Source organism: Streptomyces sp. NPDC016469 (assembly GCF_040632905.1).
Lineage (GTDB): Bacteria > Actinomycetota > Actinomycetes > Streptomycetales > Streptomycetaceae > Streptomyces.
On the sequence record NZ_JBEYCQ010000027.1, the window covers coordinates 80,937 to 100,228 of the forward strand.

The 19,292-nt window shown below is 66.4% G+C and carries 15 protein-coding genes and 3 pseudogenes; 11 read left to right on the top strand and 7 right to left on the bottom strand.

The features are described 5' to 3' along the window. The first annotated feature begins 368 nt into the window (after positions 1-368). The gene (locus ABZ565_RS27070) at positions 369-875 is read left to right on the top strand and encodes a DinB family protein (RefSeq protein ID WP_361032066.1); all 507 of its coding nucleotides are present in this window, start codon (positions 369-371) and stop codon (positions 873-875) included. Between the two features lie 198 nt (positions 876-1,073). Here ABZ565_RS27070 and ABZ565_RS27075 read toward each other — a convergent pair whose 3' ends face one another. Further along, positions 1,074-3,398, bottom strand: coding sequence for a lantibiotic dehydratase (locus ABZ565_RS27075; protein ID WP_361032069.1), 2,325 nt, complete (start codon positions 3,396-3,398; stop codon positions 1,074-1,076). A 65-nt stretch (positions 3,399-3,463) separates the two neighbouring features. Continuing rightward, positions 3,464-3,631: a hypothetical protein gene (locus ABZ565_RS27080; protein WP_361032072.1), complete on the bottom strand. Its 168-nt coding sequence runs from the start codon at positions 3,629-3,631 to the stop codon at positions 3,464-3,466. 325 nt (positions 3,632-3,956) lie between these two features. On the opposite strand from ABZ565_RS27080, the pseudogene ABZ565_RS27085 reads away from it, so the two are divergent. The 5 genes and pseudogenes from ABZ565_RS27085 to ABZ565_RS27105 all read left to right on the top strand — a co-directional run. After that, positions 3,957-4,240: pseudogene (locus ABZ565_RS27085) on the top strand (GMC family oxidoreductase); the annotation flags it as partial. Positions 4,241-4,355: 115 nt separating this feature from the next. Continuing rightward, a pseudogene (locus ABZ565_RS27090) lies at positions 4,356-4,436 on the top strand (acyl-CoA thioesterase); the annotation flags it as partial. An 863-nt stretch (positions 4,437-5,299) separates the two neighbouring features. Beyond that, complete coding sequence (locus ABZ565_RS27095) at positions 5,300-5,659, top strand: YciI family protein (RefSeq protein WP_361032075.1); 360 nt, start codon at positions 5,300-5,302, stop codon at positions 5,657-5,659. Between the two features lie 310 nt (positions 5,660-5,969). Continuing rightward, positions 5,970-6,716 (top strand): SDR family oxidoreductase, encoded by a 747-nt coding sequence (locus ABZ565_RS27100; RefSeq protein ID WP_361032078.1) that lies wholly within the window; start codon positions 5,970-5,972, stop codon positions 6,714-6,716. Positions 6,717-6,881: 165 nt separating this feature from the next. After that, complete coding sequence (locus tag ABZ565_RS27105) at positions 6,882-7,283, top strand: heme-binding protein (protein ID WP_018105852.1); 402 nt, start codon at positions 6,882-6,884, stop codon at positions 7,281-7,283. 474 nt (positions 7,284-7,757) lie between these two features. On the opposite strand, the gene ABZ565_RS27110 is transcribed toward ABZ565_RS27105, so the two are convergent. Beyond that, a complete protein-coding gene (locus ABZ565_RS27110) occupies positions 7,758-9,080 on the bottom strand; it encodes an NAD(P)-binding protein (RefSeq protein WP_361032082.1) in 1,323 nt (440 codons plus the stop codon). Positions 9,081-9,327: 247 nt separating this feature from the next. On the opposite strand from ABZ565_RS27110, the gene ABZ565_RS27115 reads away from it, so the two are divergent. From ABZ565_RS27115 to ABZ565_RS27135, 5 genes are all read left to right on the top strand, one after another. After that, positions 9,328-10,509, top strand: coding sequence for an epoxide hydrolase family protein (locus ABZ565_RS27115; RefSeq protein WP_361032085.1), 1,182 nt, complete (start codon positions 9,328-9,330; stop codon positions 10,507-10,509). A 12-nt stretch (positions 10,510-10,521) separates the two neighbouring features. Further along, positions 10,522-11,700 (top strand): acyl-CoA dehydrogenase family protein, encoded by a 1,179-nt coding sequence (locus ABZ565_RS27120; protein WP_361032088.1) that lies wholly within the window; start codon positions 10,522-10,524, stop codon positions 11,698-11,700. A gap of 19 nt (positions 11,701-11,719) precedes the next feature. Then, positions 11,720-12,181: an SgcJ/EcaC family oxidoreductase gene (locus ABZ565_RS27125; RefSeq protein WP_361032091.1), complete on the top strand. Its 462-nt coding sequence runs from the start codon at positions 11,720-11,722 to the stop codon at positions 12,179-12,181. A gap of 73 nt (positions 12,182-12,254) precedes the next feature. Next, positions 12,255-13,250: an aldo/keto reductase family protein gene (locus ABZ565_RS27130; protein WP_161211893.1), complete on the top strand. Its 996-nt coding sequence runs from the start codon at positions 12,255-12,257 to the stop codon at positions 13,248-13,250. 168 nt (positions 13,251-13,418) lie between these two features. Further along, on the top strand, positions 13,419-14,633 hold the full coding sequence (locus ABZ565_RS27135; RefSeq protein WP_361032094.1) for a cytochrome P450: 1,215 nt from the start codon (positions 13,419-13,421) through the stop codon (positions 14,631-14,633). Positions 14,634-14,639: 6 nt separating this feature from the next. Here ABZ565_RS27135 and ABZ565_RS27140 read toward each other — a convergent pair. From ABZ565_RS27140 to ABZ565_RS27155, 4 genes and pseudogenes are all read right to left on the bottom strand, one after another. Next, a pseudogene (locus ABZ565_RS27140) lies at positions 14,640-14,904 on the bottom strand (IS5/IS1182 family transposase); the annotation flags it as partial. Between the two features lie 359 nt (positions 14,905-15,263). Beyond that, positions 15,264-16,127, bottom strand: a complete 864-nt coding sequence (locus ABZ565_RS27145; RefSeq protein ID WP_361032097.1) for an NAD-dependent epimerase/dehydratase family protein — start codon at positions 16,125-16,127, stop codon at positions 15,264-15,266. A 69-nt stretch (positions 16,128-16,196) separates the two neighbouring features. Next, positions 16,197-17,861, bottom strand: coding sequence for an AMP-binding protein (locus ABZ565_RS27150; RefSeq protein WP_361032100.1), 1,665 nt, complete (start codon positions 17,859-17,861; stop codon positions 16,197-16,199). An 81-nt stretch (positions 17,862-17,942) separates the two neighbouring features. After that, on the bottom strand, positions 17,943-19,280 hold the full coding sequence (locus ABZ565_RS27155) for an ATP-grasp domain-containing protein (protein ID WP_361032103.1): 1,338 nt from the start codon (positions 19,278-19,280) through the stop codon (positions 17,943-17,945). Positions 19,281-19,292: the final 12 nt, after the last annotated feature.

Here is a 19,292-nt window from a genome sequence, read left to right on the forward strand (position 1 = left end):
CGGAGGGTGAGCCACAGCCCAGTCCGCCGGCGCTGGTACATCGGCCGGATGGAGAGCACCCGGAACGTCGCGTCGGCGCTGGAAGCGGGCAGGCCTGGAGGGGGCAACCGCACCAGGACCGTTGGTGAACGCGCATGCCACCACTAGCAGAAGCGACCTGTTGACACGGAATTCAATCGGACAGGATGACGAGACATTTGGTCCCTGGCCACGAGCATGTCTTCCTGTACAGCTCTGGTGCTCCGGGGGAGCATGAGGCACATGATGCACATGAACACCTACGCCGGGTTAGGCACGACCGGTGTACCCCCTGCCGATGTCGAGGATCTGACGGCCATCGAAGCGCGCCGCACGCGGGAGGTGCGGAGATGACCGTGGGAGTGGACCTGGAGATGTCGGCCCTGCTGCGGTACTTGCGGGCGCAGCGGAAGCATGTGCTCGGCGCGCTGGAGGGGTTGGACGATCAAGCATTGCGGCGGGCGGTGCTGCCCTCCGGGTGGAGCTGCCTGGGAATGGTGCAGCACCTCACTGTGGCCGTGGAGCGCCTGTGGTTTCGTGCTGTTGTGGCTGGTGATTCGGACGCCATCGGCCTTGTCGGTAGCCAGGAATGCGCATGGCAGGTGGCTTCGAGCGTGCCGACCGCGGAGATCCTCGCCCGCTACCGCCGAGAAGCGTCACTGGCGGATACGATCATCGCCGCCTCATCGATAGACGCGGGCCTGCTCTGGTGGCCCTTCCCCGAGGAGGACGATTGGCGCCTGCACAATGTGCGCGAGGTCGTCCTTCATGTGATCACCGAAACTGCCTGTCACGCCGGCCACCTTGACGCGGCGCGTGAACTCATTGATGGGCGGCAGTGGGTGGTGAACACGTAGGGAATTTCTCACGTGGCGAGTGTCGCGGGCTTCTCGTAGCAGTCCGGGTCAACAGGCTGACCGCACGTTGAGGCTCCGTTGAGCAAGGCCGACTTGGGGAGGCTGCCTGCGCAACGGAGCTTCAACGCGACACGGACAGGAGAGCCGTCGAGGCATGCCGGAGGGCCCTCGGCGTTCAACTGCCCGCATCATCGGGCCCTACGGCTGGGCACACGGCTGAGGGTCGACGATGTGCATTCTGATCTCACCGAAGAACGACTCGCCGTCGGGGCCGGGAACCCACGCCTGTTCAGGGGCGGGGAGCATCTCGGTGACGGTCACGGTGACCACCTCGTTCTCCCGAGCGGACTTTCGCGCGGCGCGAAGGGCGGAACTGAGTGAGGACACGAACAGTGGGCTGCTCAGGTCAACGTAGAAGGGTTTGGTTTCAGTGGAGATCTTGACAAAGCAGCGCTCCGGCAGATTGTTGCGCTGACGCCAGCGACGTGCGGCGAGGAATTCCTCCGATTCGCTCCGAACCGGGAGCAAGCCCGTCGCCTCAGCCGTGGTTTGCCAGGTCTCGCGAAACAGCACCAGGCGGTCGACGCTGATCCTGGGAGTGTGCTCGCCTGCCGAGACGAGCTTGAGTGCGTCGATGTTCGCCATCGACAGGAAGGCTGAAAGCACGTGCACCAACGGAAACTCACGGCCTTCCATACTCGCCCATACGCGATCGTCTCGAAGTGACAGGTCGATCGCGGCGATGGAGGTGGTGCGGTCGAGGTCGGCGCCCGGCACGGAGGAGAAGGCCAGGAAGCGGTCATTGACCGAGTGCTCGAACGGGACGGTTCGGCCGGCGTTGCGCGGCCACACTTTGGGGAACAGCGGGATGATGCGGTCCTTGCCCTGATCTGCCGCGAGCCGTTCCACCACACTTGCCGGATCATCCAGGGACCAGCCGAAGAGGTGCCCTTCCATCGTGCCCGCTGCGGCATGCATTTCGCCCAGCACCATCACGTAGTCGCCGTCGTTCACCGCTTGTGGCGACGAGGCACAGATGTGCAGGTCGGGACTGTGCACCCGGCCGCCGTCCCAGCCGGGCGCCGATGCCGGGAACCGCTCCCGGACCCGCTGGGCAAGTGCGTCCGCGGACAGGCGCAACTCGTTCAGGCCGGTGGTCGATTGGTTCAGGCCGAGTACCTGCGTCCACCGCTCGATGAAGTCCTGCGTCACCCCGTCGGCGGCTTTCGCGCCGGAGCCGAAGAAGAGGCGAAGGACGCGCGGCCAGATGCTACCGAGCGTCAGGTGTTCGCCCGACCGGGAATGCTCTGTGTAGAGGCGGCGCAGCTCTTGCTCGTAAACCTCGGACATGGCCACGGTGAGCCAACGGGTCGCCTGCAGGACGATGCTCATCGGCGCCGCCAAGTCGTCGATGAAGTCGCGTCCGAGTGACAGCTCAAGGTCGCGCGTCGTGTCCTCGTAGCACAGTCCCCGGCCGCCATAGGTCACGCCGCCGCGGCGGCGTGCCGGTCGTCCCGTGATCTCCGTGAACTCGTTGCTCAAGTGGAGCTGCGCGGCCTCCAGCGCGGCAGGGTCACCTGCGGCCCTCGCCACGCCGTCCCGGGCCGCCTTGAGCCGATCGAATCCCGAGCGGGCCCTGTCGCGTAGCCGTGGGTCGCCGATGGCTGCGATACGTTCGTCAAGTACCCCCGCACCAGCTGTGTTGAGAGGCACGTTGGCATCCCAAGTCGCCAGCTTTCGCTCCACCAGCGCGTCGAGGAGTTGATAGACCTCGTCCGTGCTCGCGAACAGAGGGGCATCCCCGGAGGACAGCTGCTGCGCGACAAGGGCGGCCGGACGTTTGCCGTTGCATGCCCGCAGCAGGACGAATTCCGCCTCCGAGATCACGGCGGGCTCCTCGCCCGGCCGGGTCACCTGTTCCCGCTCCAGGAGATGGTGGGGGTGCCTGGCCGGCGGAAGCCACCGGCGCATCTCCTCATCCGTGGTGAGCCACTCGCCGTACGCGACAACCGCCCAGGGCTCCAGGAACACGTGGCGCTTGTCAATCAGCCGGCGCCCGGGCACAGCATGGATGTCGGAGCGTTCCGGGTCGAGCGTGATCCACAGGGACGGCCCGAAGAATCCGATGGTCTCCGCCTTGGAGCTGTAGCGCTGCCAGAACTTGCTGAGCTGCACCTCGCGGTATCGCCGCTTGGCATTTCGCTTGATCGGCTCCTGATTCCGCAGGAGAGAGTCCAGTAGACCGGCCACGGCGGGGTTCTGCCAGACGATTGCCTCGCGGAGGGACGGGTCGGCGGCCACCCGGTTCACCTCGACCGATATATCGACCACGGTCTTCTCGAAGACCGTGGCGAAGGCGTCGTGGTCCGCTCTCCCCGCAAGGAAGTCGTCAGCGCGCTCTGCACACTCGCCGGCGGCGAACCTGAGCAGGCCGGAGGCCGGGAAGCCCGTGCTCCGCAACTGTGCGTCGGGCCAGGCGAGCCACTCGGTTTTGCCGAGCCTCACGTGCTGTGTCGACGGCATGGGCCACTTCCTATCCTCGGCGGTGTGGTTGGAGGGCAGCAAACGTGACGGTGCGGGGGTTGTTCTCACGGCGGGCTGGGAGCAGTGACACCACGGCCCGCCAGGCCGGGAGCCGCGCCGGCCTCCGCGCCGATCGTCTGGGCCCCCCTCGGGCCGACGTAGCCCCGTTCCTCGAACGTGGACGCCGCAGTCTCGATGTTGCCCTTACGGGTGCGGACCGCCCGATCGCGCATACCTCACTACCTCAGTCGTTCAGAACAACGTGCAGACTTCCACGCGCGCACGGAAACCGAGACACACCTGCGAAGGCTGGGACGGCAACGCGACGGGGTCACTTGAAGTAATCCGGTCGCGCTGATCTCTTCCGATCGTCCGTACAGCCCGTCGGCCATCAAACGCCCTGACAGGCCCACCGGCAACCTTGATATTGCTCAGAACGCCCACCCGCGCAATCAGGTTTGTTTGGGCTTCTGGGCACAGACTCGCGGATCCGTTCCCCTTCCGGACCAGGCGATTCGGCACCCATACCCGAGCCCCAGCACCGTCGCCGCCCGGGCCCGATCCGATGCCGAGGCGAAGGAGATCCTGGAGAAGGACGGGCTCTCCAAGGTCATGCCCTGGACCAACGACGTCGTCGGTGCCTACACCGTGCACCCCTTGCCTCGTGCCGGATGGGCGACGGCCCGCACACGTCGGCCCTGGACGACCGCAACGAACTGCGCGGGCGCCGCACGGCGCCGGGGGTGTCCGTCCGCTACGGCGCGCCTGCGCCCGACGGCTCCCGCAGCTCCCGCAACAGCGTCATCGCCAAGCTGCCCTCTCTGCTCGGGACTGAGTCCTGAAAGCCGAGAGACCCTGCCGCACAAGATCAAATATCGCTGAGGGAATCACAAGGCGGTAGGTCACGGTCGGCGCGATGTGGCACACCACCCACTCGGACTGATGTGAAAGGTGAGCATGGTGAGCGACTACTTCGAGTACCGGCACACGGTCGGCTTCGAGGAGACCAATCTGGTCGGCACCGTCTACTACGCGTCCCTTTGGTCCCCGGAGCCTCCCTCTCGACCTGCTACCCGCAGCGCCACTGCCGGACGGACTGGAGTGGACCGAGCCCAACCCGGGCGTGGCAGAGGCGTTCGGCCGTGCCACAGCCGCGGCCAACGGGGCAGCCCGATGGCTGCCCGAGTTGGTACGTGAGCATGTGGGCGCGCGTCTCGCGGTGTGGGACGGTCATCCCATGGGGCCGAGTCGAGCCTGGCTCGGCGACATCTCGGCCAAGGTGCCGGCGGCAGACGTGGCCGCTGCGCGGCTAGCGCTGCTGACGGCGCCGGCTCCTTATCAGGTGACGGCCGCGGACGTAGCCGCGGTCCGGGAGCAGTACCCCGCTGACCGGAGTCTGATTGAGCTCACGTCCTGGGCGGCCCTCGCTGCCGCCCTGACCATAGGCCGCAACACGGGAGCCCGTCTCGGCCGCTGGAGCAGCTGAGCGGACGGCAGCGGTTCGGAGGCAACACACCTTCTCGGTCCTTGCTTCAATCTCGCTCAGTGCTCTCTTCCAGCCAATCGTGGCCTTTTGGCGTCGTCTCATTTGGCGGGTTGAGTAGTCTGCATGGTGTGGTGATGGCCGAGACCGAGCGCCTGCCCGGACCAACCTCCACTCGGCCTCGCCGGCGCGGTCCGACGCGCTCGCCGCCGACTGGTACGCGGTCCGCGGCATCCAGCACGGCAACCTCGCCGTTCAGCCCGGCCTCCCATGATTGACCGTCTGCACCGCACTCGGCCTCGGCGTGGCGTCCTGCATCCGGTGGCACCTCACCAATGGAGACGACGCCCAGCCCTGTTCGTCTGCCTAGCGTGGTGCGCGGCAAGGAGCACATCGTGGTATCCCAAGGAGCAGACCAATGAAGTTCATGATGTTCGTGTGCACCGACAGCGAGCCCGAGACGGGCGTATCCGATGACTGCGGTCCTTGGGTCGCCGCCAACGACGCAAACGGCCGGCGTGTGCTGGGCAGTCCCCTGGTGTCCAGCAAGGAGGCCCTGACCGTCCGTGTCCGCAACGGCGAGTTGCTCGTGACGGAAGGTCCATTCGCCGCTACCCAGGACGTCATCGTCGGCTTCGACATCCTTGAGTGCGCAGACAGCGATGAGGCCATCGAGGTAGCACGGGCTCACCCGCTGGCGCAGCTGGGGCGCCTGGAGCTGCGGCCGTTCGCCAGCCTTGAGGAACTGATTGCACGAGGGGATTCGTCTCAGTCGTAGGGATGGTTCCCGCGTCCTGATCAACACGGCCGCATGTTGATCAGGACGCCGTTCGGACTCTTCGGCCGCATGGCAGTCCTCACCCCATCAGGTGATTGGCAGCAGAGGGCCTCCGGTTCGGCAATCTGAAAGATGTCCACACCGGGCCCTCCTGCCAAAGTCAGCGTCTGCGGCTTTCGTCTCGCGCCGATCAGGTACCCAGCAACGTTCCGGCTTCCGCCGTGCACGGCACTGCCGTAGTGCCGAATACACGGAGATCGCTGACACAGCCGCCACCCGCTGTCGCGCACGAAGGAAGGGAACGAGGAGAATGGGTCAACTCGCAGGACGACGCGCCCTGGTGGTAGGCGCGAGCCGGGGGCTCGGCCGAGGTGTGCTCGAGGCGTTCCTCACCGCCGGGGCAGAGGTGGTGGCGCTGTCCCGCGACATGGCCCCCCTGAGCGAACTCGCCGCAGGACAGCCGCGGCTGCACTGCGAGCAAGGCGACGCAGCCGACCCGGTGCTGGCCGGTCAGCTGCTCGACCGTCACCGTCCGGACGTGCTCGCGATCCTTGCGGGTGCCTCGCCGCTGCTGCGCCCGATTGCACAGCAGACCTGGGAAACCTTCTCGACGCCGTGGGACGTTGACGTCCGGATCGCCTTCACATGGGTACGCGAGGCCTTGGTACGGCCGCTTGAGCCAGGCAGCCAGGTGATCGTGACCAGCAGTGGGGCGGCCCTGCGCGGATCTCCTCTGAGCGGAGGTTACGCCGGCGCCAAGTCGACCGTGCGCTTCCTGACCGAATACGCGGCACAGGAGGCGGACCGAGAAGGTCTCGGGATCAACTTCGCGGCGGTGTTGCCGCAGCTGACTCCAGCCACCCCATTCGGCCTCGCTGCGGCCGAGGCATACGCACGCCGGAGTGGAATCGGCGTCGAGGAGTTCATCAAGGGGATGGGGGACCCGGTCCTCACCCCGGAGGTGGCAGGAGCCGCGTTCGTGAGCCTGGCCGCCGGCGGGACGGAGCAGACGGGTTCGTATCTGCTGGCCGGTACGGGTCTGCGCCTGCTCGGCTAGCGATCGCCGGACAGCGGGCTCCACGTGGACTTCGCTCGTGCTCCGTGCCGTGCCCGGCCGGCCTGCTCGTCCTCTTTGCGTCTTGTCCGCTCCTGCGCGATGAGCATCACCCCACGATCCTCAGCCTTCCGCTTCTACCGATGACTCCGAAGGGCAGGACCTGCCGTGACCGATTTGACCCTGGAGACAACCGCTCGGATAGCCGCTGCCGGCCAGAAGGCCGCTGAGCACATCGGCGTCGCGATGAACATCGCGATCGTCGACGCCGGCGGTCACCTGCTGCACTTCACGAGGATGGACGACGCCTGGCTCGGTTGCATCGACATCGCCCTGAAGAAGGCGAAGACATCAGTGCTGTTCCGCATGCCCAGCGCGACCCTGGGCGAGATCTCGCAGCCCGGCGGCCCGCTCTACAGCATCGATCACAGCAACGACGGCTTGATCACCTTCGGGGGCGGCCTCCCGCTCTCGGATGCAAACAACCGTACGATCGGCGCAGTTGGTGTGTCCGGCGGCACTGTGGAGCAGGACACTCATGTTGCCGAGGCGATGATCCAGGCCCTGTGACAGCATCGCCCCCTCCATACGTGCGCGGAGCCGACAACCATCTGTCGGCTCCGCGCACGTATGGAGGGGGTGTCTGCGTACACATGAACGTGCCCAGCCGGGTACGGATGTACGTGCTCACCTTGCGGTAGGCCCGATCAGGAGAACTGGAGGAGGGCTGCTGCCTCAGCGAGGGAATCCGGTGGCCCGTTGGTGGGTCGAGCGGGTGAGCACCGCGAGGAGTACGCCGACAGGGGGCGAGTTCGCGGGCCCGAGGCCGCGTGACCGGTCCGGCTGCGCGCCCGTGTCCGCCTGGAGGCGATTCTCCAGGCGGACACGGGCGCGTGGCACGCTTCGCCGGCCCAGGCCCTGCAACCGCGCCATCTACTGCGGGACCGCCTCGAACCGAGGCCGAGTGCGCAGGGCCACTCGCAAGGGACTCATCGGGGTGTCCGAGACCGATGCGGCCGAGAAGGCGGCGAGGTGCGTCCCGGATCAGCCTGCGGCGAAGACACGGCCCATGATCTCCGGGCTCATCAGAGCCTGCGGCGGGTCGATCATGCCGGCCGCACGCAGAAAGGCCTCGGACAGAGTGGAGTCAGCCGTGGCGGCGGCCTGCAGCTTGGGCATGTACCCGTTGCCCATCCGAACCTCAAGCGTGCGCAGACCCTGGACTCCGGGGAAGCCCAGGTCGGCGCCCGCGGCCATCATCCACGGCGCGTCGATCACCTGGGCCAGGTCCCGCTGGAACGCGGTGGGCTTGGGCGGCGATCCGACCCTCAGATGCTCGGCGAGCAGCGCAGCACCCAGCGCCGAGACGGTCATGCCCTGCGCGTACACCGGATTGAACGTGCACGCCGCGTCGCCCAGGACGACCAGGCCCTCAGGCAGGTCGGGCAGCAGTTCGTAGTGCCGGCGCACGCTGGCCGGGAAGTGGAAGGTGTGGGGCTTGCCCATCGGCACGGCGTCCTTGACCGCCTCGTAGATCTCCGGGACGGGCAGCGTCCTGGCGTACCGGAGGAAACCCTCGAGGTCCGTTGGTGGCTTGTCGCCGAGGATTCCGGTGAGCGAGAGCGAGTATCGGTCCGGCATGCGGGCGAAGATCGCTCCACGCGGCATCGCCGGCGTCGCCACGGGAATCAGCGCGATGTCGTCGCCGATCGGATCGAAGGGCAGCGGCCCCTCGAAGTCGCACGTGGTGTACGTCAGATCCATGTAGACGCGCTCCTGCGGCACCTGCCCGAACCCGAGTTCCTCGAGCCACCGCGGGGTGCGGGAGCCGCGGCCCGTGGTGTCGACGACGATGTCGGCCTCCAGGCTCCTCTCGGCGGACCCAGGCGTCTTCTCCTGTATCCGTACTCCGACGATCCGCTCCCGCCCGGTCGTGACCAGTCCGAGGATGTCGGTGCGCTCGACCAAGCTCACGCCGGGAAGCGCGGTGACGCGCTCGCGCAGGTGAGCCTCCAGCCGTGCACGACCGGCGGCAACGCAGACCAGACCGGTCTCCGTCCTGCGTATCATCTGCCCGTTGAAGTACCAGCTCAGGCTGGAACCGAAGTCACCGACCGGCACACCGCACGCCGTCAGCTCGCGCGTGATGCCTGGGAAGAGCTCCTCCATGACCTGCTGCCCACGGGCGAGCAGTGCGTGGATGTGGTGGCCCTGTGGGGTGGCGGAGCGCGGACCGTAGGCGCCGGTGAGGGTGTCCCGGTCGATCACGGTCACCTCGTGGTACGACTCGGAAAGGACGCGCGCGGCGAACAACCCCGCGATCCCCCCGCCCAGCACGACCGCGCGGTCGCCGATGTGTGCTGCCATGAGCTCATATCTCCTTGGGTGTGAACCATACGGACCCGCTGTCATCCTCAGTCCACGCTAAAGCCCGGGCGTGCCTTCGTTCTTCTTCTGTAGTGCGAGGCTTCCACTTCGTGATTGCGCTGGTCAGCCAGGCACTTTCGGCGGTCTGCGTCGTCCGCCTAGCGTGACGGACGTCGGCCCCTTTCCGCTGGGCGCGGCAACTCCCTGTCATCGCCGTCATCGTCCTGCCGAAGGTCATGGAGCGTAGATGCAACCCTTCCGTATCAATATCCCTGAGGCCGAGCTCGAGGATCTTCAGCGACGACTGGCCGCCACCCGATGGCCGGAGACGTCCCCCGGCATGGACTGGGAGCGGGGTGTGCCACTCGACTACCTCCGTGATCTGGTGTCCTACTGGCGGACCGAGTTCGACTGGCGCGCCGCAGAGGCCAAGCTCAACGAGTTCCCGCAGTTCCGCGTGGAGATCGCCGGCACGCCGATCCACTTCCTGCACGTACGCTCGCCCGAGCCGGACGCGACACCGATGATCATGACGCATGGGTGGCCGGGGTCCTTCGTGGAATTCACCCATGTGATCGGGCCACTGACGGATCCCCGCGCACATGGCGGAGACCCTTCGCAGGCGTTCCACCTGGTGATCCCCAGCCTTCCTGGCTTCGGCTTCTCCAACCCCGTGGCCGACCGCGGCTGGAGCTTCTTCCGGACGGCAGGCGCCTGGGCCGAGCTGATGGGCCGCCTTGGCTACGACCGCTACGTGATTCAGGGCGCCGACCTGGGCACATGGGTCGGAACGATCCAGGCCGGTCTTGATGCCGAGCATGTCGCCGGGCTGCATCTGAACTTCCTGATCACCCCGCCGGGCCCTGACCCCGCCGACCTCATCGGCCTCAGCGAGATCGAGCTCGGCCGGCTCGGCCTGCTGTCGCTCTTCGCCGATGAGGGATCGGGCTACATGAAGCTCCAGGCCACCCGGCCACAGACGCTGGCGTACAGCCTGACCGATTCCCCCGTAGGCCAACTCGCCTGGATCGTCGAGAAGTTCATGGAGTGGACCGACGCGGAGAAGTCGCCCGATGACGCGGTGGACCGCGATCAGCTGCTGACCAACGCCACGCTCTACTGGCTGACCCGCAGCGGAGCGTCGTCCGCGCACTTCTACTGCGACAACGCCCCGCTTCTGCCCACTGCGCCGAACCTGCCCCCGCCGCCGCCGGTGCTGCCGGTGCCACTGGGTGTCTCGGTCTTTCCCCGCGATCCCGCACAGCCGATCCGCCGCTTCGCCGAGCGAGTCTTTCCGAACATCGTGCAGTGGTCCGAGCACGATCGCGGCGGTCATTTCGCCGCGATGGAAGAGCCTGACCTGCTCACCGCCGATCTGCGGTCGTTCGCCGCGGCAGTGCGCGCCACGACGCCGGCACAGTCACAGTAGAGGAGAGCCGAAGTGCAGAGCACAGCCATACCCACTCGGGCCGAACTGGTCGAGCGCGCCAGGGGCTTGGTGCCGATGCTGCGCGAGCATGCTGCCCGCGCCGAGCACAAGGCTCGACCTGCGGACGAGGTGGTCGCCGCGCTGACCGAAGCCGGGATCTTCCGCATGCGGACCCCCGCGCGCTTCGGCGGCTACGAGTGCGACGCGGCCACGCTGATAGACGTGGGCATCGAACTCGGTCGCGGCGACGGTTCCGTGGCCTTCGATGTCGCCGCTTGGTGGATCATGTCGTGGAATGTGGGCCTTTTCCCCGATGAGGTGCAGGACGCGGTCTTCGCCGACCCGGACGTGCGCATCTGCGGCACCCTCGCGCCGACGGCTACAGCCGAACCCACCACGGGCGGCCTCCGGGTCACCGGAACCTGGGCGTTCAACAGCGGCGCCGCGCACAGTTCCTGGAAGGTGTTCTCGGCCATCCTGCCCACCGATGACGGTGCGCTGCCGATCATGGGACTTGTTCCGAGCGCCGAGCTCGACGTCGTCGAGGACTGGGACGTCTCCGGCCTGCGTGGCACCGGCAGCGTCACGCTGAGTGGGCACGACGTCTTCGTCCCGGAGGGACGCTACATCCCCATCCCGGCCCTGCTGCAGCAGCAGTACGCCTCGAAGCGCAATGCCGAATCGACGATGTACCGCGCGCCGGTGGTCGGTGCTGTCGGGGCCGCCACCTGCGGCAAGCTCATCGGTCTGGCCCGCGCGGCCCAGGAGGACTTCCTGGAACGGATCGCCAAGCGCCCCATAACCAACACGTCATATGAGCGGCAGATCGACGCACCCGTCACCCACCTGCAGGTCGCCGAGGCGACGCTGAAGACCGACGAGGCCGAGCATCATGCCCGCAAGCTCGCCGCGATGGTGGACGGCAAGGCGGGCGCGGGTCAGGAGTGGACGCTTCAGGAACGCGCCTACGCGCGAGTGGCTGTCGGCAGGGTGTGCCAGCTCACCGCGGAGGCGGTGGACCTGCTCGCCGGCGCATCCGGCGCCAGTTCCATCTACGCCGACCAGCTCATCCAGCGCATCCGCCGGGACATCCAGGCCATCACCATCCACGCGCTCAACCTGCCCAGCACCAACCTCGAGCTCTACGGCCGGGTGCTGTGCGGGCTTGAGCCGAACACCTTCTTCGTCTGAGCGACCCGACAGGAGAACCATGACCACCGACACAACAGCCGCGCCGACCAACGCGGTTCGTCCTCACGACGCGGCAGCGGTCCGTGGGCTCATCCAGCGCGTCGTCGCGGCCTGGCGCGCACAGGACGCCGAAGCGTTCTCGCTGGTCTACGCACCGGACGCCAGCGTGATTCTCCCCGGGGCGTTGCTCAAGGGCCGCACGGCCATTCACGAGTACATGGCTGAAGCCTTCCGCGGCAAGTGGAAGGGAACGCACGTTCTCGGCGTGCCGAAGGAAATGCGTTACGTCGGCGAGGACGAGAAGGTCGTGCTGCTTCTCTCGGAGGGAGGCGCATATCTGCCCGACGCCACCGAGGTGCCGACCGAGCACGCCATCCGCGCCATGTGGTTCTTCGTCGAGCGCGACGGCGAGTGGCTGGTGGACTGCTACGCGAACACCCCGATGGACGGCGTGGTGCCGATGCCGGGTTCGGGCAGCTGACCAGGCCGGACCGCGACGAGGGGTGCCTGCGGTACCCCTCGTTGTCGATCGGCCGAACCGAGAGGACGGAACGATGGAATACCGCTTCGTCGGCCGCAGTGGCCTGATGGTAAGTGAGATCGCCTACGGGAACTGGATCACCCACGGGTCGCAGATCGAGGCCGACGCCGCGCGCGCGTGTGTCCGCGCGGCGCTCGACGCCGGGATCACCACATTCGACACGGCGGACATGTACGCCGATACCCGTGCGGAGTCTGTGCTGGGCGAAGCCCTGCACGGCGAGCGTCGGCAAGGCCTGGAGATCCTCACCAAGGTCTACTTCCCCACGGGCCCGGGTCGCAACGATCGCGGTCTGTCCCGCAAACACGTGCTCGAGTCGATCGACGGCTCCCTGCGGCGGCTGCGGACGGACTACGTCGACATCTACCAGGCCCACCGTTTCGACAAGTTCACCCCGCTCGAGGAGACCATGGAGGCATTTGCCGACGTGGTCCGCGCGGGCAAGGCCCTCTACATCGGGGTTTCGGAGTGGACCGCGGAGCAGATCCACGCGGCTGCCGCACTCGCCCGCGAGCTGCGCCTGCCGCTGATCTCCTCCCAGCCTCAGTACAACGCGATCTGGCGGGTCCCCGAGTCCGCGGTGATGCCGGCGGGGGACGAGGAAGGGCTTGGACTGTTCGCCTGGTCACCTATGGCGCAGGGCGTGCTCACCGGAAAGTACGTGCCCGGACAGCAGCGACCCGCAGGTGCCCGAGGAGCCGACCCGGCCAACGACATGTTCATGGGGCATCTGCTCAAGGACGAGCTCCTGGAGCGGGTGATGCTGCTCAAGCCGCTGGCGGCGGAGGCTGGTCTCACCCTCGCCCAGCTGGCGATCGCCTGGGTGCTGCACAACCCGTCTGTGTCCGCGGCGATCGTTGGTGCCTCGCGCCCCGAACAGGTCGTCGAGAACGTCGCCGCGTCAGGCCAGAAGCTGGACGAGGAACTCGTGCGCAGGATCGACGAGGCCTTGGCGCCGGCCATCGTCAAGGACCCCACCCTGACGGAGAGCTACGACCAGCGCCCGTAGCCACTCCTGAGCATCACCGCCCAGGTGGCGATCCCGGGAACGCGCGGAAGCCCTGGGCGCTCCGTCCGGTGCCCCCGCTGGTGGGCGAACACCGATTTCACACACAGCCCGTCGGCGACTCCGAAGCTGGGTACCGCCGGCATCACTAGGTCCATTGGAGGAGACTCAATGGGTAAGTGCCCGATCGTCCTTGACCGCCTGGGCAAGGACATCCATGCCGAGGCACGCGCGCTGCGTGCGCAGGGGCCGGTGACCCGCGTCGAACTACCGGGCGGCTACTTCGGCTGGTCGGTGACCGACTACGCGGTCGCCAAGAAGATGCTTCTCGACCCGCGGTTCCCCAAGAACGCCAAGAAGTACTGGCCGCCGCTGGTCAACGGCGACGTGTCCATGGACTGGGAAATGATCACCTGGGTGATGATGGAGAACATCAACACCCGGGACGGCGAAGAGCACGATCGGCTGCGCAAGCTGGTCTCCCACGCTTTCGCACCCCGCCAGGTGGAAGCCAGCCGTCCGCTCATCGAAAAGGTCATCGGGGAACTGCTCGACGACCTGGAAACCACCGAGCCGGGTGAGGCTGTCGACCTCAAGGGCCGGTTCACGTACGCCCTGCCCGCCTGGGTCATCTGCGACATGTTCGGGGTGCCGGTCGAGGCGCGCAAGCGGATGCTGCAGGGCGCGGTGGCCAACAGCAAGACGACCATCACGCCGGAGGAGGCGGAGGAGAACCTGCGCCAGTGGCACGAGGCCATGGCAGAGCTCGTCGCCACCAAGCGCGCAAAGCCCGGTGACGACCTCACCAGTCTGCTGATCCAGGCACGTGAAGAGGACGACGCCCTGACCGACGACGAACTCCTCGGCAGCCTCCACGTGCTGCTCGGGGCAGGGTCCGAGACGCTCGGCAACGTCATGGCACACGCGGTCGTCGACCTGCTGAGCCACCCCGACCAGCTGGATCTGGTGACGAGCGGAAAGGCCGACTGGGCTACGGCGTTTGCCGAGACCGTCCGCAAGGACGCCGCGGTCGCCCAGCTGCCTTTCCGGTACGCGGCCGAGGACGTCGAGATCGGCGGCGTCCGGATCGAGAAGGGCGACCTGGTGCTGATTGCCTTCGCGGGCGTCGGGCGCGACCCGAAGGTCCACGGCGAGACCGCCGATGCCTTTGACATCCTGCGCGAGGACAAGACCAACCTGTCGTTCGGCTACGGACCACACGCGTGCCTCGGCCGCTCGCTGGCCACTCTCCAAGCGACACTCGCCCTTCCGGCTCTCTTCGAGCGCTTCCCCAACATGCGGCTCGCCACCGCGCCTGAGGACATCCCGCCGCAGGGCACGTTCATCATGAACGGCTACGCAACCCTTCCGGTCGTCCTTCACTGAGCGTTTTCAGCGTTGTCTCTCCAGGGTGAGGATGGCTCTGGCGATGACGGTCATGCGGTTGGGGCTGATGCGGGATCTGCGGAAGATCTGCCAGGACTTCAGTCGTGCTTGTGCCTTGTTCGACGCGTGCACGGGCTGCCCAGTCGCCGTCACCGACGCGGTCGCGCTCCGCGAGCGTGCCGTTCGGGAGACCGAAGTCCGGATCGTGTGTGCGCAGCGTCTTCAGTAGGCCCGGTGACCGCTCGGTGAGCAGCCCGGTGACCGCGGTGACGAGTTTGCACGGGCGGTCACCTTCACGGGTGACGATGAGCACCAACAGGGCTCCTGAGTCGCTGAGTTGAGGCGTCGAACACCTCCCTCAACGGCACGGGAGCCCTGTCCGTTGTGCACCCCGGTCCCACACCGCACCCTCACCCGACCGGTGGCCACTGGACGGGTGGGCCGGACTGCACCGCCGGACCCGAATGGCCACGCCAAACGTGAGTGTCCCGCCCAGCATATTCATGGGCGGGACACTCATGTTTGCGCGTGGATCATCAGCGAGCTTCCGGCCGTCACCGGACGCGCCGACCCCGCACCGACGAAGACCAGACGGGGAGGCAGGGCATCGAACCCGCTGACGAACCGAGGTCAGGAAAGCGCCTGAAGCGCCTTCGTGCACTCCTCGCGAAGATATTCGATGGCGTTCAGATGTTTGGGAACCCAACCCATGTGACGCCGAGTCCTTTCTGAACTCACGGTATGGTCCATCACGTACAGCTCGACGATGTCCGCGATCTCCTCCGGGGGATTGTCGGTCGACAGCCAGCACACCGACTTTCCATCACCCGTCGCCGCAGCGAGTTCGTCGACAAGGATGGTTTCGGCAACCCCATTCCACGCGGTGCCCGGCTGGGCCTTCTCCGCCACCAACAGATAGAGCTCCGCGAGGTCGGCAACGTGCACGGCCGGCCAGCGTATGCCACGCCGTTCGAAGTAGAGTCCCGCACCCAGTTTGACGGTCACCGGCAGCAGCTGGTCCGGGACGACGCCGCCATTGTTGCCGTAGATCAGTCCGGGCCGGATCAGGATGCCGCCGCCCTGGCGCACCGCGTCCTCGACCGGGCCACGCCAGGCCACGCAGTCGGGTGGCTGGGGGACTGTGTCCTCGAAGGTTTCGCCAGGGCCGAGCACGTCGCCACCAGAGGTGTGGATGAGCCGAGTGCCGGAGGCGAGGATCGCCTCGACACCCTCGCGCTCCAGGGGGCCCTCAATCCGGCCTGCGTGAATGACCAGGTCAAAGCCCTTGGAAGCGCTGCGCAACGAGGCGGGGTCCGTCAGATCCCCAGGTACTGCGGTGAAGCGCGGGTCGACCGGTCGGCCACCGGGGCGCTGCAAGGCGGCGACACGGTACCCGGCATCGGCAAACGACTGCGCGACGTACTGGCCGAGATATCCGGTGGAGCCTATGACCAGGACTCGCTTCGTACCGGTCGGCGTTGGTGTGTCAGACACTGGAAAACTCCGTTCCGAGCGATGTTCTCTGCGATAGGGAGAGGGCCCGACGACGTGGTCGGCGTGGTTCTATTCATCCGCCGGCGCGCGCAAGCGCGGATCTGAGCGTGCGGCGCCGATTGTTTGAGGAACGGCTCGGGTGTGAACCTCTTTCCTCCATTCATCGAGCATTACGGGCAGGTCGACTTTCCCGTTCGTTCCGATGGGGAACTCGCGCGTGACGGAAACGAACTCGGGGACCGCAGGGGCCGGTAGAGCTTTGGCGAGATGGCTCTTGACCTGCCTTTCGGAAAGGGAGCCCGATCCCCTTGTGGCGACGAACGCCAATAGCTTCTCGCTGGCCGGCAGTCCTTTTCCGGGCAACTGTGGAGGCGCCATGACGACCACGGAGTCCACTACCTCTGGAAGTTCCCTGATGGCCGACTCGATCTCAGACGACTCGATCCTCACGCCACGGACTTTTATGCGCCGGTCACCTCGCCCGCGAAATACCACGCTTCCTTGTGCGGTTCGGTATGCCATATCGCCGGTCGCGTACATGCGAACGCCGCCCGATACGCTGAAGCCGGTGCTGTTCTCCGTATCGAAGTATCCGTGCGCTATGTGTGGAGAGCGGACAACTATTTCACCGAACCCCTCGCCGGACAGCCTGACGCCGGTCTCGTCCACGAGCACCAGCTCAAAGCCTGGAGCGGCGGCCCCGAGCGGAACCATGCCCGACTGGTCTCCGATATCACCGGGATCAAGGACTCCCAGGGCGGCAATTTGGGGTGTCTCGGTTGCACCGTAGGAGGGCACGAAGGTGGCTGCGGGGGCGCTCCTCGTGAAGCTGCGAAGGTCATCCCAATATGTTGGCTCTCCACCAAGAACCACACGACGCAATGCGGTCAGAGGGCCCTCTTGTCCCGTCAGGAATCTTCGTGCCATTGTCGGGGTGGTGTTGAGGTCAGTGATTGCGTTTTCTTGCAACCAGGCTGCGAGATTTTCTCCGTGCGCCCACGTGCGGACGTCAGGTATGTGGACCTGGCCGCCGATGGAGAGGGGCAGGAAAATGTCCCGCCACAGCGGGTCATGTGACAGGCCGGAGATCATGGCGAAGCGAGTGCGGGCGTCCAGCTTGAAGTTCTGTGTATACCACTGGATGAAGTGCCTGACCGCGCTGTGCGTTCCATTGACAAGCTTGGGGTGGCCGGTAGTCCCGGATGTGTGTCCAAGATACGCGTGGGCGGAGGCGTTTTCGGCGACGGTTCCGCTACGGAAGGCGATTTTATCAGTGGAGAGGACGGGGATTCCTGAATCTGAGCGATAGCGTGTTCCGGCGACGAGTACGCAGGCAGGTCGAGCAGCAGTGACCATTCCATGTATGCGTCTCACCGGATACGATGCATCCACGACGGAAATGATTGCACCTGCCATGAGGCACGCGATGACGGAAACAATCAACTGGGGGTCGCGGTTCGCGATCAAGGAGATCCGAGATCCCGGTGTGACTCCGAAATCTTGGAGGCCGCCGGCAACTGAAATTGCTCGTTCTGCGAGTTGCCCGTACGTATATACTCCGGAAGAATGCCTTACGGCCTCGCGGTGGGGCTGTGTGGTTGCCTGTTCCAGGAACGGATAAGCGATTGACTCGCGAATCGGAACGGTTCCGCAGGGGTGGCGACTCGACAGACCGCATGCCACGTCCGCCCAGGGTGCAGCGGAGTAATCTGCATTCATTTCAGAATCCCACATTCTCCACTTTTGCGTGGTTCAATTGCACGCATGGCGGTCGACGTCGACCAGATCTTTGGGGCCAGGGCGTCGTGGAGGCCGTCATCTCGTCGACTGCGGCCGACGCCCCTCGCGGTCCGATGGCTTCGACGCAACCGCGGATGTGTCCTCGGCGTCCGTCCGGAGGGCGAAGGTCCGGGCAGCTCGGACGCAGGTCTCCACGAGGCCCTCGGCCGTGTCCGCACCGAGGATCACGAAGAAGTACCAGTCCGACGGTCCCATCAGACGGGCTCGATCACCGATGCGACGGCGCCGGTGCCAGGCGATCGTGCCCGGAAAGGCCTGCAGGTCGGTGTCGGCTGGTTCCGCGGTGATGACACCGGGCGAGGCCGGCCGGATACTGATCCCGCCAATGTGCGGAAAGGCCCGGTGGAAGGCTGGAACGCCACCGGTCAGAACCGTCTCGGCGACCAGTGACCATGTGGAGTGGCCGTGATAGGCACTGATCATGTCCTGGACCCAGCCGCCTCCGGCACGCGAAGCGACCTCGGAGAAGACCAGCTCACCGTCCGGACGCTCGAAAACCTCGAGGTGGCTCGGCCCGTCGTGGATGCCGAGAGCCGGGTTGATCCGGGAATGCATCTCTCGCAGCCGGCGGTACAACTCAGGATGTTCCTCGGGCAGCAGGATCACCGATCCGTCAAGCGCGTTCTCCAGAACTGTCATCCGTGGGCGCAGATAACGGTGCACCACGAAGGTCAGCGCCTCTCCGCCGGACCAGAGTGCATCGACGCACAACTCATCGCCCGGCACGAACTCCTCGACGATCAGATGCCGGGAGCGCTGCGCCGGATCGAAGGTCACCTCGCTGGTTGCCCGGCCCAGTTCCTCGGCGTCATCGACTCTGACCGTGGAGCTGGCTCCGAAGCCGGCGGCCGGCTTCACGACCAGCGGAGCAGTGAGCTCGCCCGCGGCCGCGGCTGCGGCGGCCCGGTCTCCGGGCTCAGGAAGGGACCGAAACTCCGCTGTGGGCACACCTGCTTCTCGGACCAATTGCTTCATCAAACGCTTGTCCCGGAGCGCGACGTGATGAATCGGCTCGGACTGAGCGTCCTGGAGCAGCAACCTCAGATAGCCCGCGCCGAACTGGCTCAGCTCGTCCTGATTGCACACCCGGCTCACCGGCGGCCAGGCTTGGCGCAGATCGACGGCTACAGCCGACAGTTCGGCCAGCGAGTCGAAACTGCCGACGGTGTACACCTTTCGGCACCGTGCAAGCAGCTGTTCATCCGTCGACTTGTACATGACGTCGGCGCGTTCCAGCACGACACAGACGTCGACGTCTCGGGAAGCCCGGGCATCGTGGTCCAAGAGCGCCGCGAGCAGCTCCGGTTGATACCTGCACACGACGACTGTGCAGGTTTCGTTCTCATCAGTCATCCGACGCCTCCA